This window comes from Pseudomonas sp. S1(2024) (assembly GCF_046557535.1).
Genome location: NZ_JBKGFP010000105.1, coordinates 1 through 21913, shown reverse-complemented (window position 1 = coordinate 21913; position 21913 = coordinate 1). Strand labels below are relative to the sequence as shown.

General features: G+C 65.4%; 17 protein-coding genes. 7 read left to right on the top strand and 10 right to left on the bottom strand.

The window, feature by feature from the left end:
- Nucleotides 1-7: 7 nt before the first annotated feature.
- From ACLCGK_RS28410 to ACLCGK_RS28400, 3 genes are all read right to left on the bottom strand, one after another.
- Nucleotides 8-1015 carry a FecR family protein gene (locus ACLCGK_RS28410; protein WP_085720667.1) on the bottom strand — a complete coding sequence of 336 codons (1008 nt, stop codon included), beginning with the start codon at nt 1013-1015 and terminating at the stop codon, nt 8-10.
- Between the two features lie 277 nt (nt 1016-1292).
- Nucleotides 1293-3062: an acyl-CoA dehydrogenase C-terminal domain-containing protein gene (locus ACLCGK_RS28405; RefSeq protein ID WP_410953398.1), complete on the bottom strand. Its 1770-nt coding sequence runs from the start codon at nt 3060-3062 to the stop codon at nt 1293-1295.
- Between the two features lie 135 nt (nt 3063-3197).
- Complete coding sequence (locus ACLCGK_RS28400; protein ID WP_047933861.1) at nt 3198-4820, bottom strand: acyl-CoA synthetase; 1623 nt, start codon at nt 4818-4820, stop codon at nt 3198-3200.
- Between the two features lie 194 nt (nt 4821-5014).
- On the opposite strand from ACLCGK_RS28400, the gene ACLCGK_RS28395 reads away from it, so the two are divergent.
- The 5 genes from ACLCGK_RS28395 to ACLCGK_RS28375 all read left to right on the top strand — a co-directional run bounded on the left by ACLCGK_RS28395 (nt 5015) and on the right by ACLCGK_RS28375 (nt 10538).
- Nucleotides 5015-6421, top strand: coding sequence for a sensor histidine kinase (locus ACLCGK_RS28395; protein WP_013972946.1), 1407 nt, complete (start codon nt 5015-5017; stop codon nt 6419-6421).
- Nucleotides 6422-6427: 6 nt separating this feature from the next.
- The gene (locus ACLCGK_RS28390) at nt 6428-7063 is read left to right on the top strand and encodes a response regulator transcription factor (RefSeq protein ID WP_410953397.1); all 636 of its coding nucleotides are present in this window, start codon (nt 6428-6430) and stop codon (nt 7061-7063) included.
- Nucleotides 7064-7308: 245 nt separating this feature from the next.
- Nucleotides 7309-7782 (top strand): MarR family winged helix-turn-helix transcriptional regulator, encoded by a 474-nt coding sequence (locus ACLCGK_RS28385; protein ID WP_003260288.1) that lies wholly within the window; start codon nt 7309-7311, stop codon nt 7780-7782.
- Between the two features lie 30 nt (nt 7783-7812).
- The gene (locus ACLCGK_RS28380; protein WP_039614211.1) at nt 7813-9006 is read left to right on the top strand and encodes an HlyD family efflux transporter periplasmic adaptor subunit; all 1194 of its coding nucleotides are present in this window, start codon (nt 7813-7815) and stop codon (nt 9004-9006) included.
- On the top strand, nt 9003-10538 hold the full coding sequence (locus ACLCGK_RS28375) for a DHA2 family efflux MFS transporter permease subunit (protein ID WP_309668659.1): 1536 nt from the start codon (nt 9003-9005) through the stop codon (nt 10536-10538). The genes ACLCGK_RS28380 and ACLCGK_RS28375 overlap by 4 nt, the downstream gene beginning before the upstream one ends.
- A gap of 42 nt (nt 10539-10580) precedes the next feature.
- Here ACLCGK_RS28375 and ACLCGK_RS28370 read toward each other — a convergent pair whose 3' ends face one another.
- The gene (locus ACLCGK_RS28370) at nt 10581-11531 is read right to left on the bottom strand and encodes an RnfABCDGE type electron transport complex subunit D (protein WP_410953396.1); all 951 of its coding nucleotides are present in this window, start codon (nt 11529-11531) and stop codon (nt 10581-10583) included.
- Nucleotides 11528-12928, bottom strand: coding sequence for an electron transport complex subunit RsxC (rsxC, locus tag ACLCGK_RS28365; RefSeq protein WP_410953395.1), 1401 nt, complete (start codon nt 12926-12928; stop codon nt 11528-11530). Before rsxC ends, ACLCGK_RS28370 begins: the two co-directional genes overlap by 4 nt.
- A gap of 250 nt (nt 12929-13178) precedes the next feature.
- Between rsxC and ACLCGK_RS28360 the strand changes: the two genes are divergently transcribed.
- Together ACLCGK_RS28360 and ACLCGK_RS28355 are read left to right on the top strand one after the other, a co-directional pair.
- Nucleotides 13179-14195 carry an FAD:protein FMN transferase gene (locus ACLCGK_RS28360; RefSeq protein ID WP_410953394.1) on the top strand — a complete coding sequence of 339 codons (1017 nt, stop codon included), beginning with the start codon at nt 13179-13181 and terminating at the stop codon, nt 14193-14195.
- A gap of 76 nt (nt 14196-14271) precedes the next feature.
- Nucleotides 14272-15018 (top strand): SDR family oxidoreductase, encoded by a 747-nt coding sequence (locus ACLCGK_RS28355; protein ID WP_013972938.1) that lies wholly within the window; start codon nt 14272-14274, stop codon nt 15016-15018.
- A gap of 9 nt (nt 15019-15027) precedes the next feature.
- Here the strand turns inward: ACLCGK_RS28355 and ACLCGK_RS28350 are convergent, their stop codons facing one another.
- From ACLCGK_RS28350 to ACLCGK_RS28330, 5 genes are all read right to left on the bottom strand, one after another.
- Nucleotides 15028-16722, bottom strand: a complete 1695-nt coding sequence (locus ACLCGK_RS28350) for a response regulator (protein WP_410953393.1) — start codon at nt 16720-16722, stop codon at nt 15028-15030.
- Between the two features lie 63 nt (nt 16723-16785).
- Complete coding sequence (locus ACLCGK_RS28345) at nt 16786-18441, bottom strand: ATP-binding protein (protein ID WP_410953392.1); 1656 nt, start codon at nt 18439-18441, stop codon at nt 16786-16788.
- Nucleotides 18442-18498: 57 nt separating this feature from the next.
- Nucleotides 18499-19908, bottom strand: a complete 1410-nt coding sequence (gene mapR, locus ACLCGK_RS28340; RefSeq protein WP_410953391.1) for a GntR family transcriptional regulator MpaR — start codon at nt 19906-19908, stop codon at nt 18499-18501.
- Between the two features lie 50 nt (nt 19909-19958).
- Entirely contained in the window at nt 19959-21362 is a 1404-nt protein-coding gene (gene ccoG, locus ACLCGK_RS28335; protein ID WP_410953390.1) for a cytochrome c oxidase accessory protein CcoG, read from the bottom strand.
- Nucleotides 21363-21483: 121 nt separating this feature from the next.
- Entirely contained in the window at nt 21484-21723 is a 240-nt protein-coding gene (locus tag ACLCGK_RS28330; RefSeq protein WP_013972933.1) for a DUF3203 family protein, read from the bottom strand.
- Nucleotides 21724-21913 lie beyond the last annotated feature (190 nt).

The window sequence follows — 21913 nt, the reverse complement described above, 5'->3', positions numbered from 1 at the left end:
GGGGGCGTCAGCCCTTGTCGGGCGGCGGCGAGATGCGGTTGAGCACGGTGCTGCCGTCCTTGCTGCGGGTCAGGTAGACCGGCAGCACCTTGGGCAGGTTGTTGACCAGGCGCCCCACCTCACGGGTGTTGTAGATACCACTGATGCGGATGCGGCCGGTGCTGGCGTCGGCCAGCAGCAGCGGTGCGTCGAGGTAGCGGTTGATTATCGGCAGGGCCTGTTCCAGGCTCAGGTTGTCGAGCACCAGCTTGCCGTCGCGCCAGGCCAGGCTGTTGCCGTAGTCCTCGCTCTGCTCCAGTTGCGGCTCGAAGTCGCCCTTGTGATAGCTGGCCTGCATACCAGGGCCCAGGCGGTAGCCACCGGTGCTGCCGTCGCTGGATACCAGTACCGAACCTTCCACCAGGGTGACCTTTACCTGGTCCTGGTACTTCCACACGTTGAACTGGGTGCCGGTGACGCGGGTCTGGCCACGACCGGCATGCACGATGAACGGGTGGCTGCTGTCGTGCTGCACCTTGAAGAACGCCTCGCCACGCTTGAGCGTGACCTGGCGCTGGTCCTTGTAGTTGAGGTAGGTGAGCTCGGTGTTGAGGTTGAGCTGCACCGTGCTGCCGTCGCTCAGCTGCACGGTCTGCATGTGCGCGCCGGCTTCGAAGTGCTGGTAGCGATTGGGCAGCCAGCCTTGTTCCCAGCCCACCCAGCCGGCCAGCGGCAGCACTGCCAGGGCGATCGCGGCGGCGGATGCCAGCGGCCGCCAGTTGCGCTGGCGCGCGGCCTTTTGCAGCGGCGGGTTGAAGTCGATGACGGTGGCATTGCGCGGCAGCAGGTCTGCGGTTTGCCAGATTTCCAGCATCGCCTGGTATTCCTCGGCATGCCGCGGGTCGGCCGCCAGCCAGCGGGCGAACGCCTCGCGCTCGGCCACCGAGCAATCTTCGGCGTGCAGGCGCATGCACCAGTGCGCGGCGGCGTCGGTGATGGCATCGTCTGGGCTGGGATTGAGGCGGTCGTGGTTCATTGCGGCTCCGGGTTTTGCGCATTCTACCCTTGCTGGAGGGCTCCCGAGAACCGAGGTAATGGCGAATGACTATCAGTTGTGCCGGTTTTCGTCGGATTGGTGATGGTTTTTCAGCGTTTGAGAACCCTTCGCGCACAAGTACAGGGGCAGAAATACTGGGGCTGCTCTGCAGCCCATCGCCGGCAAGCCAGGCTCCCACAGGGGCTGCACAAGGTCTTGGGCCTGTGCGATCCCTGTGGGAGCCTGGCTTGCCGGCGATGAGGCCGGAGCAGGAAGATCAGAATTGTTCGGCTGTCATCCCATAAAGGCTGCCACTACCCGCCCGGATACTGGCCTCCAGCCCCAACCCGCGCGGCAAGACCCGCTGGAAGAAGAACTCCGCACACGCAAGCTTGGCCCCATGAAACGCGGCATCCTCGTCACGCCTGGCCAACGCCACCGCCGCCATCCGCGCCCACATGTAGGCGTACGCAGTCAGCCCGAACAGCTGCAGGTATTCCACCGCCACCGCGCTGACCAGGTTGGCATCCTCGCCGGCCCGCGCCCGCAGCCAGGCGCTGGTCGCCTCCAGCCGCGCCAGGCTCGCTTGCAGGGCTTCACGGTGCAGCGGCGCATCAACGCTGAAGGCCCGCACCTCGGCGGCAAAGCCGGCCAGCGCCTGGCCACCGTCGGCCAGCACCTTGCGCCCGAGCAGGTCGAGGGCCTGGATGCCGTTGGTGCCTTCATAGATCTGCGCGATGCGCACATCGCGCACCCGCTGCTCCTGGCCCCATTCGCGAATGTAGCCATGGCCGCCATACACCTGCTGGCCGAGCACACAGCTTTCCAGGCCGTTGTCGGTGAAGAACGCCTTGGCCACCGGCGTCAGCAGCGCCACCAGGCGCTGCGCATGTTCGCGCTCGCCGGCGTCTTCGGCGTAGCGCGCCAGGTCCAGCTGCTGGCCGACGTAGGCGGCAAACGCCCGCCCACCTTCGGTGAGGGTGCGCATGGTCAGCAACATGCGCCGCACATCGCCATGGTGGATGATCGGGTCGGCAACCTTGTCCTGTGCCTGCGGGCCGCTGGCGGCGCGGCTTTGCAGGCGCTCGTTGGCGTAGCGGGCGGCGCTCTGGTAGGACGCCTCGGCACAACCGATGCCCTGGATGCCGATGGACAGGCGCTCGTAGTTCATCATGGTGAACATCGCCGCCAGGCCCTTGTTCGGCTCGCCGACCAAGTAGCCGACGGCACCATCGAAGTTCATCACACAGGTGGCCGAGGCCTTGATGCCCATCTTGTGTTCGATCGAGCCGCAATGGGCGGCGTTGCGCGCCCCCAGGCGGCCATCGGCCTCGACCAGGTACTTGGGCACCAGGAACAGCGAGATGCCCTTGGCGCCGGTGGGCGCATCCGGCAGCTTGGCCAGCACCAGGTGGACGATGTTCTCGGTCAGGTCCTGTTCGCCGCCGGTGATGAAGATCTTGCTGCCGCTTATGCGATAGCTGCCGTCGGCCTGGGGCTCGGCGCGGCTGCGGATCAGCCCAAGGTCGGTGCCGGCATGGGGTTCGGTGAGGCACATGGTGCCAGCCCAGCGGCCTTCGTACAGGGGCGGCAGGTAGGTGGCCTTGAGTGTTTCGCTGGCGTGGGCATCGATCGCCAGGCAGCTGCCGGCGCTCAATGCCGAATACAGGCTGAAGCTGCAGTCGGCGGCGTAGAGCATTTCTTCGAACAGCACACCGAGCATTTTCGGCATGCCCATGCCGCCATATTCAGGATTGCCGCCCAGGCCGACCCAACCGCCTTCACGGTAGGTGTGCCAGGCCTCGCGGAAGCCGTCAGGGGTAGTGACTTCACCAGCGGTGAAGCGCACGCCTTGCTCGTCGCCGTTGCGGCTGAGCGGGGCAATCAGCTGGCCGGTGACTTTGGCTGCTTCCTCGAGGATGGCATCGGCGGTATCGGCGTCGATGCGCTCGGCCAGGGCGGGCAGGCGGGCCCACAGGGCCGGGGCGTTGAACACATCATGCAGGACGAAGCGCATGTCGCGCAGGGGGGCGGAGTAGGTAGTCATCGGGGGCTCTTGGAATAATGGAAACATGGGCTGGCCTCTTCGCGGGCAAGCCCGCTCCCACAGGTAAAGCACAGGGTGCGAGGCCGGTGCGGTCCCTGTGGGAGCGGGCATGCCCGCGAAGAGGCCACCACTGGATCAGAGGGCTTTGGCCCGGTCGCGCAGCACGTACTTCTGGATCTTGCCGGTGGAGGTTTTGGGCAGTTCGCCGAACACCACGGTCTTCGGCACCTTGAACCCGGCCAGGTGCTCGCGGCACCAGCTGGTGATGTCGGCTTCGCGGGTGTCTTCGCGGCCCGGCTTGAGGGCAATGAATGCGCACGGGGTTTCTCCCCATTTTTCATCCGGGCGCGCCACCACCGCGGCTTCCAGCACCGCCGGGTGCTTGTACAGGGCGTCCTCGACCTCGATGGTGGAAATGTTCTCGCCACCGGAAATGATGATGTCCTTGAGCCGGTCCTTGATCTCGACATAGCCGTCGGTATGCCACACGGCCAGGTCACCGGTATGGAACCAGCCGCCCCGGAAGGCTTCGGCGGTAGCCTCGGGGTTCTTCAGGTAGCCCTTCATCACCGTGTTGCCACGCATGAAGATCTCGCCCAAGGTGTTGCCGTCGCGCGGTACCGGCTCGAGGGTTTGCGGGTCGGCGACCATCAGGCCGTCGAGGGTAGGGTAGCGCACGCCCTGGCGAGACTTGATCCGTGCCCGCTCTTCCAGCGACAGGTCATCCCATTCGTCATGCCAGGCACACACGGTCACCGGGCCGTAGACTTCGGTCAGGCCGTAGGTGTGGGTGACCTGGATGCCCATCTCTTCCACTGCGCCGATGACCTTCGCAGGTGGCGCGGCGCCGGCGACCATGGCCTGCACCGGGTGCTCGATGGCCGCCTTGGCTGCCTCGGGCATGTTGACCAGGGCGTTGAGCACGATCGGCGCGCCGCACAGGTGGCTGACCCGGTGCTCGCGGATCAGGGTCAGGATCTTCTGCGGGTCGACCCGGCGCAGGAACACATGGGTGCCGGCCAGCGCGGTGATGGTCCATGGGTAGCACCAGCCATTGCAGTGGAACATCGGCAGGGTCCACAGGTACACCGGGCGATGGCCCATGCCCCAGACCATCTGGTTGCCCAGGGCGTTCAGGTAAGCGCCACGGTGGTGGTAGACCACGCCCTTGGGGTTGCCGGTGGTGCCGGAGGTGTAGTTGAGCGAGATCGCCTGCCACTCGTCATCGGGCCATTCCCAGGCAAAGTCCGGGTCGCCTTCGGCGAGGAACGCTTCATAATCCAGTTCGCTGACCGCACGGCCTTCGCCGTACTCCGGGTCATCCACATCCACCACCAATGGCGGGTGCTCGAGCAAGGCCAGGGCAGCCTCGATGACCGTGTGGAACTCGCGGTCGGTGATCAGCACCTTGGCCTCGCCATGCTGCAGCATGAAGGCGATGGCCTCGGCGTCCAGGCGTACGTTCAGGGTATTGAGCACGGCGCCGGTCATGGGCACGCCAAAATGGGCTTCGAGCATGGCCGGAATGTTGGGCAACATCACCGCTACGGTGTCGCCACGGCCGATACCCCGGCCCACCAGGGCGCTGGCCAGGCGCCGACAGCGTTGGTAGGTCTGCTGCCAGTTACGGCGGATGGCACCGTGGATCACCGCCGGATAATCGCCATATACGGCAGCGGTGCGTTCGATGAAACTCAGCGGGGTGAGGGCGACATGGTTGACGGCAGCGGGCATCAGGCCCTGGGCATAGATCGACATGCGGTAATCCTGTAGAGGAGGCAGGCACAACCTGTGCGCTTGACCCCCGGTGGCTGATTGTTAGCTCTGTTCAGGGTGCAGGGAGGCGGACGGTGGGCCGCTCCCCTTGTCGCAGTTTTACGCGAGTCGCTATGGTATTAGGAATATCGACTATAGCAATATAGTAAAACTACTATAACAACGAGCCGCCTACCGTGGACAACACTGCCTATCCCTTGCTCGCCAAGGACCCGCAACCCAGCCTGATGCTGGCCGGCGACGCCAGGCCGCTGGCACTCAACCCGGCGCTGCAGGCCTGGGTCGATGAAGGCCCGGCACTGGCCAGCTGGCTGCCGGGCAACTGCGCCGCCCTGGTGCGCGCCTGCCTGCGCCAGCGCCGGGCGATCGCCGATGTCGAGGTGCAGGTCGGTGAACGCATCGTGCTGTGGAGCTTCATCCCTGACGACCAGGGCCAGCAGGTGCTGGCGCGTGGCCGCGACGCCAGCGACGAGCGTCATGGCGCACGCGAGGCCAGCCGCGCCCGGCGCCTGTACCGGCTGATCATCGAGAACACCACCGACCTGATCTCCCGGCATAGTCCCGATGGCCGTTTTCTCGATGCCTCGCCGGCGGCATTCCGCCTGCTTGGCCTGTGGCCCGAGCAACTGCGCGGCATGGCCGTACATACCCTGCTGCACCCGCGCGAGCGCCGCCAGGTGCTGCGCCAGGCCGCCGCCGCCCTGGACCAGGACGGCTACCACACCATGACCTGCCGAGTGCGCCAGGCCGCAGGCGGCTACCGCTGGTTCGAGATCGCCAGCCGGGCCATCCGCGAAACCTACACCGGCGCGGTGGTGGAGGTGGTCAGCGTGTCTCGCGACATCACCCTGCGCATCGAGGCCCAGGAAAGCCTGGCGCACAGTGCCCGGCTGGCCACCTTGGGCGAGCTGGCTTCGGGCATTGCCCACGAGATCAACCAGCCGTTGGCCGCGGTGGTCAACTATGCCAACGCCAGCCAGCGTTACCTGCAGGGCCTGGAGCGCGACCCGCAGGCCCGAGAGCGGGTAGGGCAGGGCCTGCAGCGCATCAGCGAACAGGCCACCCATGCCGCCGAAGTGATCCGCCGCCTGCGCGCCTTCCTGCGCAAGGGGCCGCGCCGCCTGCAGGCGCTGGACGTGGCCGAGGTGGCCGGCGAAGCCATGCGCCTGTGCGCCTGGGAAGCCGCGCGTGATCAGGTGGTGGTCGAGCTGCGCATGAGCGCGCAGCTGCCCTTGGTGTATGCCGACCGGGTACTGCTGGAGCAGGTGCTGTTGAACCTGTTGCGCAACGCCATCGATGCCAACCGCGAGCAGCATGGCGAGCGGCCGTCACGTATCCTGCTGGGCGCTGCGCGCGATGGTGATGGCGTGCTGGTCGAGGTGGCCGACCAGGGCCCGGGCGTGGCGCCCGAGCGCCTGGATGAAATCTTCACGCCGTTCACCACCAGCAAGGCCGACGGCCTGGGCCTTGGCCTGAGCATGAGCCGCAGCCTGATCGAGGGCTTTGGCGGCAGCCTGTGGGCGCGAGCCGGTGACAATGGCGGTCTGGTACTGTGCTGCCGCCTGGCGGTCAGCAGGGGATAAGGGGAGATGGCGGTGCAAGCGAAAGTGTATGTGGTCGATGACGACCAGGGTATGCGCGACTCGACGGTGTGGTTGTTGCAGTCGGTGGGTTTGCAGGCCTTGCCGTTCGCCGGCGGGCAGGCGTTTCTCGACGCCTGCGTCGACGATGGGCCGGCCTGTGTGCTGCTGGATGTGCGCATGCCGGGGCTGGGCGGGTTGGCGGTGCAGCAGGCGATGCGCGAGCGTGGCCTGGGTTTGCCGGTGATCTTCGTCAGCGGGCATGCCGATGTGCCGATCGTGGTGCGGGCATTCAAGGCCGGCGCCTGCGACTTCATCGAGAAACCCTACAACGACCAGTTGCTGCTCGACAGCGTGCAGGCCGCGTTGGAAAGCGCCGGGCGGGCACGCCAGGACCACCAGGCGCTGGCCCGGGTGCAGGCGCGCATCGACGGCCTGACCCCGCGCGAGCGCGACGTGTTCGTGCCGTTGGCCCAAGGGTTGAGCAACCGCGAAATTGCCGAGCGGTTGGGCGTCAGTGTGAAGACGGTGGACCTGTACCGGGGGCGGGTGATGAAGCGGTTGCAGGCCGATAGCCTGGCGGAGTTGGTGGGCATGGCCATAGCCTGCGGGGCGGTGGAGGCACTGGGCCTGCGAACACCGTAGCAGGCCTTGACGCATGGCCCTGTAGGAGCGGCCTTGTGTCGCGATGGGGCGCGAAGCGGCCCCAGGTTTTGTGCCCCAGCAGAAATTGCCGGGGCCGCTTTGCGGCCCATCGCGACACAAGGCCGCTCCTACAGGGGCAGCGCAAGGGGCAGAAATCATGAAATTTTCCATAGCAACCTAATCAAGGCTTTGACATTCACTGCCTAGGCAGTAATATTTCCACACAATTACCCGAGCAGTCTCCGATGGCCCATTTCTCTCCCGAAAACTTCCAGACCTGCGCCATCGGCATGCTGCTTGGCCGCGCGGCGATCCTGAAGGACCGCATTCTCGACTGGCACCTCGAATCCGAAGGCGTCACCGCCGCGCAGTTCAAGGTGCTGATCATCGTCACCCAGTACCAGGTGGACACCCCGGCCGAGCTGTGCCGGTACCTGGGCCTGGACAGCGGATCGATGACCCGCATGCTCGACCGCCTCGAGCAGAAGGAACTGATCGTGCGCAACCGTTGCGCCGACGACCGTCGCCAGGTGCGCCTGGCGCTTACCGCCGATGGCCAGCGCCTGGCTGACCGCCTGCCGGAAATCGGCGCGGCGGCCATGAACGAGCTGTGCGGCGCGCTGGCACCCGAAGAGCTCGCGACCCTGGAAGGCCTGCTGGCCAAGGTCCTGCTCGCTGCCGGCGACCCGTTGACGATCCGCCGCTTCGGCGATCGTTGATCCCTGTCACGAATTATCCAAGGTATTGCCATGGCCACTCCCGCAGACACCCCGACTCCCTCCGCCGCGCCCGAACCGTCGCGCAAGCGCAAGGCCTGGCTGCTTGGCCTGGTGTTGCTGCTGATTCTTGCCGGCGTCGGAGCCTGGGCCTGGTACAGCCTGGTCGGGCGCTGGCACGAAAGCACCGACGATGCCTACGTCAACGGCAACGTGGTAGAGATCACCCCGCTGGTCACCGGCACCGTCACCAGCATCGGTGCCGATGACGGCGACCTGGTCCACGCCGGCCAGGTATTGCTGCAATTCGACCCGGCCGACAGCCAGGTGGCCTTGCAGGCCGCCGAAGCCAGGCTGGCGCGCAGCGTGCGCCAGGTGCGCGGGTTGTACAGCAACGTCGACGCGCTCAAGGCCCAGCTGGAAACCCGCCAGGCCGAGCTGCGCAAGGCCCGCCAGGACTTCAACCGGCGCAAGGTACTGGCCGACAGCGGCGCGATAGCTGCGGAAGAATTGTCCCATGCCCGCGACGACCTGAGCGTGGCCGAGGCCGCCGTCAACAGTGCACGCCAGCAGCTCAGCACCAGCAGCGCGCTGGTCGACGACACCGTGGTGTCCTCGCACCCCGAGGTGATGGCCGCCGCCGCCGACCTGCGCCAGGCCTACCTCGACCATGCCCGCACCACCTTGGTGGCACCGGTAACCGGCTACGTTGCCAAGCGTACCGTGCAGCTGGGCCAGCGCCTTCAACCGGGTACCGCGACCATGGCGGTGATCCCGCTGGACCAGGTGTGGATCGATGCCAACTTCAAGGAAACCCAGCTGCGCGACATGCGTATCGGCCAGCCGGTGCAGATCAGCGCCGACCTGTACGGCAGCGAGGTCAGGTACAGCGGCACGGTCGACAGCCTTGGCGCTGGTACCGGCAGCGCCTTCGCCCTGTTGCCGGCGCAGAATGCCACCGGTAACTGGATCAAGATCGTCCAGCGCGTGCCGGTACGCATCCACCTCAGCCCCGACCAGCTCAAGGACCACCCGCTGCGTATCGGGCTGTCCACCGTGGTCGAGGTCGACCTGCACGACCAGAGCGGCCCGACCTTGGCCCAGCAGCCACCGCAGCAGGCCAGCTATACCACCCAGGTGTATGACCGCCAGCTGGTCGAAGCTGACAACCTGATCGCCCGGCTGATCCACGAAAACAGCGCAACCGGCAAGACGGCCCAGCGATGAGCAACAACGCTGCTGCCCAGTTCACGCCGCCGAGCCTGCTGCTGACCACCATCGGCCTGTCGCTGGCGACGTTCATGCAGGTGCTCGACACCACCATCGCCAACGTGGCCTTGCCGACCATTTCCGGCAACCTGGGGGTGAGCTACGAACAGGGCACCTGGGTCATCACCTCGTTCGCGGTGAGCAACGCCATCGCCTTGCCGCTCACCGGTTGGCTCAGCCGACGGTTTGGCGAGGTGAAGCTGTTCATCTGGGCCACGCTGCTGTTCGTGCTGGCCTCGTTCCTGTGCGGTATTGCCCAGTCGATGCCGGAGCTGGTCGGTTTTCGCGTGTTGCAGGGTGTGGTGGCCGGGCCGTTGTACCCGATGACCCAGACTTTGCTGATCGCCGTCTATCCCCCGGCCAAGCGCGGCATGGCCTTGGCGCTGCTAGCGATGGTCACGGTGGTGGCGCCGATTGCCGGGCCGATTCTCGGCGGCTGGATAACCGACAGCTACAGCTGGCCGTGGATCTTCTTCATCAACGTGCCCATCGGCCTGTTCGCCGCCGCCGTGGTCCGCCAGCAGATGCGCACCCGGCCGGTGGTCACCAGCCGCCAGCCGATGGACTACATCGGCCTGCTGACGCTGGTCATCGGCGTTGGCGCCTTGCAGGTGGTGCTGGACAAAGGCAACGACCTGGACTGGTTCGAATCGTCGTTCATCATTGCCGGAAGCCTGGTCTCGCTGGTGTTCCTGGCGGTGTTCGTGATCTGGGAACTGACCGACCGTCACCCGGTGGTCAACCTGCGCCTGTTCGCGCACCGCAACTTCCGCGTGGGCACCATCGTGCTGGTAGGGGGCTATGCCGGGTTCTTCGGCATCAACCTGATCCTGCCGCAGTGGCTACAGACGCAGATGGGCTATACCGCTACCTGGGCCGGCCTGGCGGTGGCGCCGATCGGCCTGTTGCCGGTGCTGATGTCGCCGTTCGTGGGCAAGTACGCGCACCGCTTCGACCTGCGTGTGCTGGCCGGGCTGGCGTTCCTGGCGATCGGCAGCAGCTGCTACATGCGTGCCGGGTTCACCAGCGAGGTGGACTTCCAGCATGTGGCGCTGGTGCAGTTGTTCATGGGTATTGGCGTTGCGCTGTTCTTCATGCCGACCTTGAGCATCCTGCTGTCCGACCTGCCACCGCAGCAGATCGCCGATGGCTCGGGCCTGGCGACCTTCCTGCGTACCTTGGGCGGCAGTTTCGCGGCGTCGCTGACCACCTGGATCTGGATTCGCCGGGCGGACCAGCACCATGCCTACCTGAGCGAGCACATCAGCCAGTTCGACCCGGCCACGCGGCATACCCTGGAGCAGCTGGGCGGGGCCAGCCCGCTGAGCTATGCGCAGCTGGAGCAGATACTCAACGGGCAGGCGTACATGATGTCGACGGTGGACTACTTCACCCTGATGACCTGGGTGTTTGCCGGGTTGATCCTGCTGGTGTGGTTCGCCAAACCGCCCTTTACCGCCAAGGCGGGGCCGGCGTCGGCAGGGCACTGAGCCGGGCCAGAACAAGGCCCAGGCTCTTTGCCAAATGCCATGTCAGGCACTCGCTGCTGCGTACCAGGGCCGCTGCATGCGCAGCACCAACCGGTCGATCTGCGGCACCAGCAGGTTGCCGGCCAGCACAGCGAAGCAGAGGCCATCGGCGTAAAGCCCGAACTCGCGAATCAGCTCGGTCAGCGTGCCGACGGTCACGCCGAAGAGGATGCGACCGGCGCGGGTATCGGGGCTGGTGACCGGATCGGTGGCGATGAAGAAGGCGGTGAAGAGATAGCCGCCGAGGCTGAGGTTGTAAACGGCTTCCTGCAGGCTGTGGCCGGCAGCCATGCACAGCAATACTGTGCTCGCGATCATCGCCAGCGGAATCTCGATGCGGATCACCCGCAGCGAAGCCAGCAGCAAACCGCCGGCAATGTAGCCGAACCCCGACAGATTGTGGGTGACATGGGTGAACTCGTTCTGCGCCAGTTGCGTGGCGCCGGCGAACGCATCGAGATCCAGGCGCGGCACCAATTGTAGCTGTTGCAGCAGAACCGCCTTGGCGTCCAGGGCTGCGGTCCAGGGGGCATGGTTCGATGGCGCGGGGTACAACTGCTGGTAGAAGCAGATGGCAACCACCCCCAGGCCAACCATGGCAGGGTTGAGGCGGTTGCGACCAAGGCCTCCACTGGCGTGCTTGCATAGTGCCAGAGCAGCAAAACTGGCCAGGGCGATCATCCACAACGGCACCATCAGCGGCAATGCCCGAGCCAGTATCAGGCCCAGCACCAGCCAGCTGAGGTCGCTCAAACCCTTGCGTACGTCATGCCCGCGCAGGCGCAGCAGGGCGGCTTCGAAGCCCAGGGCAAACAGCACGCACCAGAACACCTGCAACCAGACCACGACGCCGAATTGCCAGGCATACAGGGCGGTGCCCGGCAGCAGGCACAGGACGACCAGCAGCATCACCGTGCGCAGCCGTTGCGGGATGGGGTGGCGTATCAGGCTCATGCGCGGACCTCCGTCTTGCTTTGGCGGAAGCGTTCGCGCAGCGGGATATTGCTTGGGCAGATGCTGCTGCAGCTGCCGCATTCGATGCAGGCGTCCAGGCGCAGTTCCTGCAGGCTGGCCTTGTCCAGGCGCTCGGCGGCAGCGTAGAGGTCCAGCGGCCGCAGCGACATCGGGCAGACATCCACACAGCGCGTGCAGCGAATGCAACTGCTGGCGGGGCGAGCAGCCGGCAGGTAGCGCTCGGCGCCGAAAATCAGGCAACTGCTGGTCTTGCTGACGAAGGCGTTGGCGTCCGGTAGCGGCTGCCCCATCATCGGGCCACCCACCTGGGTCAACTGCCCTGTGGGGGACGCGCCAGCAATCGCGCGCAGTTCGCTGACCGGGTAACCCACCGGCACCCGAACATTGCCGGGGCGCTCGCAGTCACCTGTCAGCGTCAGCACGCGGCTGGTCAGTGGTTCGTCCTGGAAGACGGCCCGGCCCAGCGCGTAGAGCGTTGCGACATTCAGGGCGAGGACGCCGATATCGGCGGGGCGGCTCCCCGGGGCCAGGTTGCGGCCACTGAGGCTCTTGATCATCAACGGCTGCCCACCTGCCGGGTAACGCTCCGGAAGTGGACAAATCTCGACCCGGGTGCGCGCCTGGCGTGCGGCGGCACGTAACGTGGCCATCGCCTCCGGCTTGTTGGTTTCGATGCCGAAACGGGTTGCCGTTATTCCCAGCAGCGCGGCGACATAGTCGGCGGCCTCGATCAACGCTTCGGCATTCTCACGCATGAGGCGGTCATCGCAGGTAAGGAAGGGCTCGCATTCGGCACCGTTGATCAGCAGCAGGTCGGGCTGCTGTGCGCCGGCCAGCTTGAGGGCCGTGGGGAAACCCGCACCACCAAGGCCGACTATGCCCATCTGCAATGCGCGCTCGACCAGCGCCTCTGGCGTTTGCGGCAGGCCCGGTGCCGGGCGTTCGAGCCACTCGTCCAGGCCATCTGCGTTCAGGATGACGGCCATGACTGGCTCGGCCGAGTCGGCCGCGAAGACGTGATCGATCCGGTCCACGATGCCGGAGGTACTGGCATGCACCCAAGCGGTGGTGGTGTCGCCAATACCGATCACTTCGCCCTTGCGCACATGCTGCCCCGGCTGCACGCAAGGCTGGACAAACCGCCGACCCCGCCCGAGCGGAATCGCCAGCTGGATTTTACCGACCGCGACCGAGGCAACCGGCGTGGCGTTGGATAGTTCCTTGTATCCCCTGAGCTCGATCCCTCCGTGCCAACTACGCTGAGAGGATGAGGCGATGGCCAGCAGACGGCGCCAGAAAGGTTTCTGTTGCGGCTGACGCTGGGCGCGGATGCGGCTCTGCAGGCGTTCGACGCTCTGCAACGAATGGCTAGACATGTAATGTCCTCCAATTTTTGGGCAAAGAACGCCCCTGTGCGCTTATGCACATGGTTGTTTTATTGCTTCCGGGACGTTAAGCGGAAAGGGAGGGGGATGAATGATCACCCGCGCAGATCAGAGTGTTCGATGAGGAGTTTGTTCGGTTTTTGACCAGGTTTGCTGATGAACGGTAGGCCAATTGCCATCTCGCAACTCTGGTGAAATAGCCTGCGCCGCGAACGGGCGGCCAGAGTCTGCGAGGTGTCCAATGATGCGCGCAACCCTGCTGGTGATGCTGGTGACGTTGCTGTATGGCTGCGGCGACAGGATTGAACGCTTTGGCGGGCCGACCATGGGGAGTACGTATTCGATCCAGTACGTACCCACTGCACAGACGCCCGATTCACGGCAAGTAAAGGCCGAAGTCGAGCTTGTTCTCCAGGCCCTCGACAAGCAGTTCTCCAACTGGCGCGGCGATTCCGTGGTTTCCCGCTTCAACAACCTGCCGGCCGGCGCCTGTCAGGCAGTGCCGCAAGAGATGCAGCAATTGCTGGTGTACGGTGTTTCTCTGTTCCGCCAGAGTGGCGGGGCTTTCGACCTGACGGTCTTGCCCTTGATGAACCTCTGGGGCTTCGGCCCACAGTCACGCGGCAGGCAGGTGCCGGATGCCAGCACGCTGGCGCGGGAGCAGGCACGGGTAGGCCTGCAGCACTTGCACCTGGATGGAGAAACGCTGTGCAAGGATGTGGCGGCGCAGCTGGATTTCGACAGCATGCTCGCCGGTTATGCAGTGGATCGGGTGGGTGACAGGCTTGCGGCCCTGGGTATCCAGGCCTATCTGGTCGAGATCACCGGCGAACTGAAGGGGGTTGGCCGCAAACCGGATGGCTCGCCCTGGCGCATCGCCCTCGAGGTACCTAGTGGTGGGGGCGAACAGCAAGTGGAGCGCGCCATCGCCCTGGATGGCTACGGCGTTGCCACCGCCGGCGATTACCGCAACTATTTCGAGGAAGGTGGCCAGCGTTATTCGCACACCTTCGATCCCCGTGTCGGCAGGCCGGTCAAGCACGCGCTGGCGGCAGTGTCGGTGGTCGACCCTTCGGTGTTGCGTGCCGATGCCCTGGACACACTGTTGATGGTGCTGGGCCCGGAGGAAGGCTATGCCTTCGCCGAGCGGAATGAAATCGCTGCCTACTTCATCATGCACCAGGGGCTGGGTTTCGTTGCGCGGGCGACGCCGCGGTTCGAGACGTTGTTTCCCGGGCAAGGCAAACCCACGCAGTAGCAGAAGGAAAGGTCATTCCCACGCGCTGCCTTTTCCCCTATTGTCGATGCTCCCTTTCCAAACGATTGGCAGACCCATGGAGCAAGTCATAGTCATCACCGGTGCCAGCCGCGGCATCGGCGCCGCCACGGCGCTGCTGGCCGCCCGTCAGGGCTACCGCATCTGCATCAACTACCACGCCGACGACCAGGCCGCCGAGGACATCCTCGGCCAGGTCCGAGCCCTGGGCGCCAAGGCCATCACCGTGCGCGCCGACGCCAGTGTCGAGGATGAGGTCATCCAGCTGTTCCAGCGCGTTGACGAAGAACTCGGCCCGGTCACCGCGCTGGTAAACAACGCAGGCACCATCGGCCAGCAAAGCCGGGTTGAGGACATGTCCGAATTCCGCCTGCTCAAGGTCATGAAGACCAACGTCGTCGGCCCCATGCTCTGCGCCAAGCACGCACTGAAGCGCATGGCACGCCGGTACGGCGGGCCGGGCGGGGCCATCGTCAACGTGTCGTCGGTGGCCGCCCGCCTGGGCTCGCCCAACGAATACGTGGACTATGCCGCTTCCAAGGGCGCCCTCGACACCTTCACCATTGGCCTGGCAAAGGAAGTGGCAGGCGAGGGCGTGCGGGTAAATGGTGTGCGGCCAGGCTATATCCATACCGGGTTCCACGCGCTGTCGGGCGACTCCGACCGGGTCAGCAAGCTCGAGCCCGGCTTGCCCATGGGCCGCGGCGGGCGCCCCGAGGAAGTGGCCGAGGCCATCCTCTGGCTGCTCTCGGACAAAGCCTCGTACTCCACCGGCAGCTTCATCGACCTGGGCGGCGGGCGCTGAACGCGCCGGTCAATCCTGCAGCAGCGTGCGTACCCGTTCGGCCAGCACTGCCAGCTCGAACGGCTTGGTCAGCACCTGAGTGCCTTGCAGCAACTGGCCGTCACTGAGCGCCGCGCTTTCGTCGTAGCCGGTGATGAACAGTACCTTGAGGTCGGGGTGGCGCTCGCGGCAACGTTCAGCCAACTGGCGGCCATTCAGGCCGCCGGGCAGGCCGATATCGCTCAACAGCAGGTCTGGCCGCTCGCCAGCTTGCAGGTGAGCGAGGGCGGCCGGGCCGTTCTCGAATGCATCGACCCGATAACCCAGTTCTTCCAGCACCTCGCAGACGACCACGCGCAAGGCGGCCTGGTCTTCGACCAGCAGGATACGCTGCGTGGCGCTGCTGCTTTTTTCCAGCAGTGTGCGCGGTGGCCTGGGTGCCGGGGCTTCGGGGTGCTGGTGGTGGCGGGGAAGCAGCAGCTCGATGCGGGTGCCTTTGCCCAGTGTCGACAACACCCGTAGCTGCCCGCCCGACTGGCGCACGAAACCATAGGTCATCGACAAGCCCAGGCCAGTGCCCTGGCCCATCGGCTTGGTGGTGAAGAACGGGTCGACGGCGCGCTCGGCCACCTCCGCCGACATGCCCTTGCCGTTGTCGCTGATGCTCAGCCGTACGTATTCGCCAGCTGGCAGTTCCAGTGCACGGGCTTGCTGGTCGTCGAGCAGCAGGTTGTCACCGAGGATATCGATCACGCCGCCGGCAGGCATGGCATCGCGGGCATTGATGCACACGTTGAGCAGGGCGCTTTCCAGTTGCGGCGGGTCGATGAAGGTCGGCCATAGCTGGCAGGGGAATTGGCTGGTCAGGGTGATGGAGGGGCCGATGGTGCGGCGCAGCAGCTCTTCCATGCCGCCCACCAGCGTGGCCACCTGCGTGGAGCAGGGCTGCAGGGTCTGCTGACGGGAAAATGCCAGCAGCCGGTGTACCAGCGAAGAGGCCCGCTGCGCCGAGCCGTTGGACAGCTTCAGCAATGGCTCCAGGGCGTCGAAACGGGATTGCTGCAGGCGTTGGCGCATCAGCTCCTGGGCACTGAGGATGCCGCCCAGCAGGTTGTTGAAGTCGTGGGCGATGCCGCCACTGAGCTGGCCGACCGCTTCCATCTTCTGTGCCTGGCGCAGGGCTTCCTCGGCCTTGGCCTGTTCTGCCAGTGCCGCATTCACCCGTTGTTCCAGTTCCTCGTTCAGGCGCTGCAGGGCCTGCTCTGCCCGTCGGCGTGCAGTGACGTCCTTGAACAGTACCGCCACCTGGCGCTTTTCGGCAGGCTCTACGCGGAAGGTGGTCACCGACAACACATGGCCGGTGGCGACCAGTTCCTGCTCGAAATGCAGCGGCTCGCCCGTGCGCAGCACCGCGCCATAACGGGCGACCCAATCGTCGGCCTCATCGGGCACCATCTCGCGCAGTTTCTGCCCGACCACGTTGGGGATGCCGGCGTGCTTGGCATAGGCCGCATTGGCCAGCACATGCACATAGTCGCTCAGTGGGCCGTGCGGGCCGTCGAAGAACTCGATGATGCAGAAGCCTTCGTCCATGGTGTCGAAGAGCGAGCGGTAGAAGTCCTGATCGTGTTGCTGATGGCTTGCCAGGCGGGCTTCCAGCAGCGCGTTCTGTTGCTGCAGGGCTTCGACTTGTTGGCGCAGTGAAAGCAGGTCGCGGGAGGGCATGCCGACGTCCGACAGTGGATGAAGCCCAGACTTTAGCGTGTTCGGCAACAGGCGAATAGCCAGTCAACGCGGGTGTGACGCAATGCCCAACAGGCGCTCGATCCGTTCGCCGAGGGTGTTCAGGTCGAGGGGTTTGTGCAGCAGTTCGGTGCGCCTGCCGGGCCGGGCACAGTGCACCGTTTCGGCAGTCTCGTAGCCGATAATCAGCAATACCGGGGCATCCGCCACAAGGTCCTGGCAGGCCTCTGCAAGCTGGTAACCGTCGAGTCGCCCAGGCAGGCCGACATCGGTGATCAGCAGGTCCGGTGGCGGCCCTTTCTGCAACGATTCCAGAGCCCGGTGGCCACTCTCGAAAGCCTGCACCTGATAGCCCAGTTCCGTCAGCACTTCGACCAGTACCAGGCGCAGGGCCGGTTGGTCCGCCACCAGCATGATCCGGTGCATCCGCGGCTGCAACGTCGCGGTGGCGGATGTGGCTGGCTCGCCGTGGCCGGTTGCGCAAGCGCTCTGGTCACGGGGCAGGTACAGGTGAACGCAAGTGCCTTGCCCGGTGACGCTGTCGATCAGCAACTGCCCCCCGGACTGGCGAACAAAACCATAGGCCATGGACAATCCCAAGCCAGTGCCCTGGCCCAGCGGCTTGGTGGTGAAGAAGGGCTCGAAAGCGTGTTGCAGCACCTCACTGGGCATGCCCACGCCGGTGTCCTCGACACGAATGTGCAGATAGTGCCCCGTCGGCAGGTCCAGGCGCTTGGCCTCGGCCGCTGCGAGATCGGCGTTTTCACAACCGATGCGCAAGGTGCCGCCCAGCGGCATGGCGTCACGGGCATTGATGCACAGGTTGAGCAGAGCGTTCTCCAGCTGCTGCGGATCGATGCGGATCGACCATTGCGCGGCCAGCGTGCGGTCCTGGAAGTCAATGTGCGGGCCGGTCGAGCTGCGGATCAGGTCATGCATGTCGGCGACCAGGCGGTGCACATCCACCGCTTGTGGCATCAGCGTCTGTTGGCGCGAAAAGGCCAGCAACCGCTGCACCAGGGCTGCGGCGCGCATTGCGTTGCTGCGGCCGAGCCCGAGCATGCGGGCGGTGTCGGCAAGGCGTTGCTCGCCCAGGCGCTGCTCTGCAAGCTCCAGCGCGCCAAGCAGGCTACCCAGCAAGTTGTTGAAGTCGTGGGCGATGCCGCCGGTCAACTGGCCGACCGCCTCCATTTTCTGCGACTGGCGCAGGGCCTCTTCGGCCTGGCGCAGGCGTCCCTGCTCGGCCATGCGCTCGGTGATGTCATAGGCGAACAGGTACCCGCCCTGGACTTGCTGTTGTGCATCGAGCAATGGGTGATAGCGGATTTCGTAATGGCGGGGGGCATCGGAGGGGCCGAGTGAGATAGTGTCGATGAAGGCTTCGCCGGCCAGCACGCGTGGCCACACCGGTGCCAGGCGGCCCATGATGTCAGGGTGGTTGAGCAGAATTTGTGGCACGTAATCGCCGATCTGCGGCACGAAGCCCCGGTAATGCTCGAAGGTTTCCCGGGCCGTGCGGTTGATCGCGACCAGGCGCATCTCGCTGTCGGCGGCAAACACGTTGGCCAGGCTGTTGTCGAGCAGTTCGCCCAGTAGCTGGATGTGGGCCTGTGCAGTGTCGTCGCGCTCTGCCAGGCGAGCTTCCAGTTCTGCGACACGCGCTTGCAGTTGTGCCAATGACGGGAGCGAGTCTGCTTGCATGGCGAGGGCCCGGTGAGCGGATCGGGCAACTATAGCCGCCCACCGGGGCACCAGCCATCAGAACGAGCGGATGATCCGCCCCAGGGTTTCCATGGCCTGTTCGGCATCCTCATGCCAGGGGCTGCCGTAGTTCAGGCGGATGCAGTTGCCGAAGCGCCGGGTGGGCGAGAAGATCGGCCCGGGGGCGATGCTAATGCCTTGAGCCAAGGCCATGTGGAACAGCTTGAGGGCGTCCATCTGTTCGGGCAGCTCCAGCCACAGGAAGTAGCCGCCGGACGGTTGGCTGACCCGCGTCTGCGCCGGAAAGTGCCGGGCGATGGCCGCCAGCATGTTGGCCTGCTGGCCTTCCAGGGCATAGCGCAGCTTGCGCAGGTGGCGGTCGTAGCCGCCGTGCTGCAGGTAGTCGGCGATGGCCGCCTGGGCCGGCATCGAGGCGCACAGCGAGGTCATCAGCTTGAGCCGCTCGATCTTCTGTGCAAAGCGCCCGGCTGCCACCCAGCCGATGCGGTAGCCAGGTGCCAGGCTCTTGGCGAACGAGCCGCAGTGCATCACCAGCCCCTGGGTGTCGAAGGCCTTGGCCGGTTTGGGTGCCTGTTGCGCGTAGTACAGTTCGGCGTACACGTCGTCTTCGATCAATGGCACCTGATGACGCGCCAGCAGCTCCACCAGTGCCTGCTTTTTCGCCTCCGGCATGCTGGCGCCCACCGGGTTCTGGAAGTTGGTCATGCACCACACGGCCTTGACCGGGTGTTTCTCCAGCGTTTGCGCCAGCACGCCCAGATCCATGCCTTCGCGCGGGTGCACAGGAATTTCCACGGCCTTTAGCTTGAGACGCTCCAGTACCTGCAGGCAGGCATAGAACGCGGGGGCTTCGATGGCCACCAGGTCACCGGGCTGGGTGACGGCCTGCAGGCACAGGTTCAGGGCTTCCAGCGCGCCGTTGGTGATCAGCAGCTCCTCCATCGGCAGCATCAGCCCGCCAACCATGTAGCGCAGGGCAATCTGCCGGCGCAGCTGCGGGTTGCCGGGTGACAGGTCGGTCACCACCATGCGCGGGTCCATGCTGCGGCTGGCGCTGGCCAACGAGCGCGACAGGCGTTGCAGCGGAAACAGCTCGGGGCTGGGGAAGGCCGAGCCGAACGGCACGGTGTTGGGGTCCTTGATCGAGTCGAGAATCGAGAACACCAGCGCGCTGACGTCGACATCGGTGGACTCGCTGACCGGCTGCAATGCCTGCGGCTCGCTGAACTGGCGCGGTGCGTGGGCGTTGACGAAGTAGCCCGAGCGCGGCCGGGCGCGGATCAGCCCGCGCCGCTCCAGCAGGTAGTAGGCCTGGAACACGGTGGACGGGCTGACCCCGTGGGTCTGGCTGGCATAGCGCACCGAGGGCACGCGCTGGCCGGGGCCCAGCACCCCGGAGCGGATCAGTTCGGCGATGTCGTCGGCAAAGCGTTCGTAGCGTTTCATTCTGGCCTTCTGTCGAAGCCTGGCAGGCAAGGTGGAATCAGTGTAAGGGATCAACGGTTCATCGGCGCGACGAAGCGGCTGTGGGCCACGCTGCGGATGGCGGGGTCGTCGCGCTCGCTTATTTCGAAGCTCAGCGTCTGCGAGCTGCTGACCGGGCGCTCGGCGAGCATCGCCACCGACACCGGCAGTTCACTCATTTCACCGGCCGGGATCACGAAGGAGGTCTTGCCCTGCAGGCTGAAGCCGTCGGCGTCCAGCAGGCGCAGCTCATAGTGCCGGGTGCTTTCGGTCTTGTTGATGACCTTGAGCAGGTAGATGTTCTCGATCTGGCCCTGGGCATTCTCGCGGAACAGGCCGCGGTCCTTGATCACGTCCAGCGACACCATCGGGCGCAGCTGCAAGGCCACCACCAGTGCCGCGATCATCACCCCAAGCGCGGCGGCGTAGCCCAGCAGGCGTGGGCGCAGCCAATGGGTGGTGCCACCTTGCAGGCTGCGTTCGGACTTGTAGCCGATCAGGCCACGGGCGTAGCCCATCTTGTCCATTACCCCGTCACAGGCATCGATGCACGCCGCACAACCGATGCACGCCATTTGCAGGCCGTCGCGGATATCGATGCCGGTGGGGCACACCTGCACGCACAAGGTGCAGTCGATGCAGTCGCCCAGGCCCTGGGCGCGGAGGTCACTGCCTTTCTTGCGTGGGCCACGGGCTTCGCCGCGACGCGGGTCATAGGCGACCGCCAGGGTGTCCTTGTCGAACATCACGCTCTGGAAGCGTGCATAGGGGCACATGTGCAGGCACACCGCTTCGCGCAGCAAGCCGGCATTGATGTAGGTGGCGGCGGTGAAGAACAGCACCCAGAACAGCGCGACGCCGCCCAGTTGCAAGGTGAACAGTTCCGCGGCCAGTGGGCGGATCGGGGTGAAGTAGCCGACGAAGGTCAGCCCGGTGAGCACGCCAATGGCCAGCCACAGGCTGTGCTTCAGCGTGCGACGGGCCAGTTTGTTCAGGCTCCAGGGCGCGGCGGCCAGCTTGATGCGCTGGTTGCGGTCGCCCTCGGTGACCTTTTCGCACCACATGAACAGCCAGGTCCAGGTGCTTTGCGGGCAGCTGTAGCCGCACCACACGCGGCCGGCATACACGGTGATGGCGAACAGGCCGAAGGCGCAGATGATCAGCAGCGCCGACAGCAGGATGAAGTCCTGCGGCCAGAAGGTGGCGCCGAAGATGTGGAATTTGCTGTTGCCCAGGTCCCACAGCACGGCCTGGCGGCCGTTCCAGTTCAGCCAGGCGGTGCCGAAGAACAGCACGAACAGGGCGCCGGCGAAGCCGATGCGCAGGTTGCGGTACAGCCCGGTGAAGCTGCGGGTATGGATGCCATTGTCGGCGCGGCGTGGCTGGGGGCTGGCTGGGGCGGTGGCGATCTCTGTAAAAGGGATTCTATCGTTCATGGCTCGGTGCTCATCAGGCCTCGATCAGGCATGAGCACTATGGCCCTGAGGCTGTTATCAGCACAGACTCAGATTTTGCGATAAAAACCGTATCAGATTTCCCGGCAGGCCCCGCCAGGCCTCAGATTACCGAGCCTGGCGTGCTGGCCTTCAGATGCCTGCGGCTATCCACCGCACCTGCCACAGTCAGTGCATCGGCCTCGGCTTCGGTGATGGGCACACGCTGGCCGGCGAGCAGGGCCACGGACATGCGCAGCTGTTCGTCGGTGACGATTTCGATGGACGGGCCATCACCCTCGATGCGCAGGTCTTCGGCGATCAGGGTGCAGCGGCGGGTGGTTTCGTCGATTTCAATGGGCATGGAGTGGTCCTCCTGGGGGTGGTTACAGGGTGGACCGTGCTGAGGGGAAGGTTGCTGCATCAGCAGGCTGAACGGCACTTTGTCATTTGTTCGGGGGTCAACCCTTGCAGATGGCAGGCCTGGCCTCTTCGCGGGGAAGGGAACACCCCCCACGAGTTCTCCCACTCCCCTTAGGGGGGGGGTACCCCCC

Excerpts from the sequence above, each read along its gene's own strand:
- ACLCGK_RS28410 (WP_085720667.1), bottom strand. The coding sequence starts at position 1,015 with ATGAACCACGACCGCCTCAATCCCAGCCCAGACGATGCCATCACCGAC.
- ACLCGK_RS28405 (WP_410953398.1), bottom strand. The coding sequence starts at position 3,062 with ATGACTACCTACTCCGCCCCCCTGCGCGACATGCGCTTCGTCCTGCAT.
- ACLCGK_RS28400 (WP_047933861.1), bottom strand. The coding sequence starts at position 4,820 with ATGTCGATCTATGCCCAGGGCCTGATGCCCGCTGCCGTCAACCATGTC.
- ACLCGK_RS28390 (WP_410953397.1), top strand. The coding sequence starts at position 6,428 with ATGGCGGTGCAAGCGAAAGTGTATGTGGTCGATGACGACCAGGGTATG.
- ACLCGK_RS28385 (WP_003260288.1), top strand. The coding sequence starts at position 7,309 with ATGGCCCATTTCTCTCCCGAAAACTTCCAGACCTGCGCCATCGGCATG.
- ACLCGK_RS28380 (WP_039614211.1), top strand. The coding sequence starts at position 7,813 with ATGGCCACTCCCGCAGACACCCCGACTCCCTCCGCCGCGCCCGAACCG.
- ACLCGK_RS28375 (WP_309668659.1), top strand. The coding sequence starts at position 9,003 with ATGAGCAACAACGCTGCTGCCCAGTTCACGCCGCCGAGCCTGCTGCTG.
- ACLCGK_RS28370 (WP_410953396.1), bottom strand. The coding sequence starts at position 11,531 with ATGAGCCTGATACGCCACCCCATCCCGCAACGGCTGCGCACGGTGATG.
- rsxC (WP_410953395.1), bottom strand. The coding sequence starts at position 12,928 with ATGTCTAGCCATTCGTTGCAGAGCGTCGAACGCCTGCAGAGCCGCATC.
- ACLCGK_RS28360 (WP_410953394.1), top strand. The coding sequence starts at position 13,179 with ATGATGCGCGCAACCCTGCTGGTGATGCTGGTGACGTTGCTGTATGGC.
- ACLCGK_RS28355 (WP_013972938.1), top strand. The coding sequence starts at position 14,272 with ATGGAGCAAGTCATAGTCATCACCGGTGCCAGCCGCGGCATCGGCGCC.
- ACLCGK_RS28350 (WP_410953393.1), bottom strand. The coding sequence starts at position 16,722 with ATGCCCTCCCGCGACCTGCTTTCACTGCGCCAACAAGTCGAAGCCCTG.
- ACLCGK_RS28345 (WP_410953392.1), bottom strand. The coding sequence starts at position 18,441 with ATGCAAGCAGACTCGCTCCCGTCATTGGCACAACTGCAAGCGCGTGTC.
- mapR (WP_410953391.1), bottom strand. The coding sequence starts at position 19,908 with ATGAAACGCTACGAACGCTTTGCCGACGACATCGCCGAACTGATCCGC.
- ccoG (WP_410953390.1), bottom strand. The coding sequence starts at position 21,362 with ATGAACGATAGAATCCCTTTTACAGAGATCGCCACCGCCCCAGCCAGC.
- ACLCGK_RS28330 (WP_013972933.1), bottom strand. The coding sequence starts at position 21,723 with ATGCCCATTGAAATCGACGAAACCACCCGCCGCTGCACCCTGATCGCC.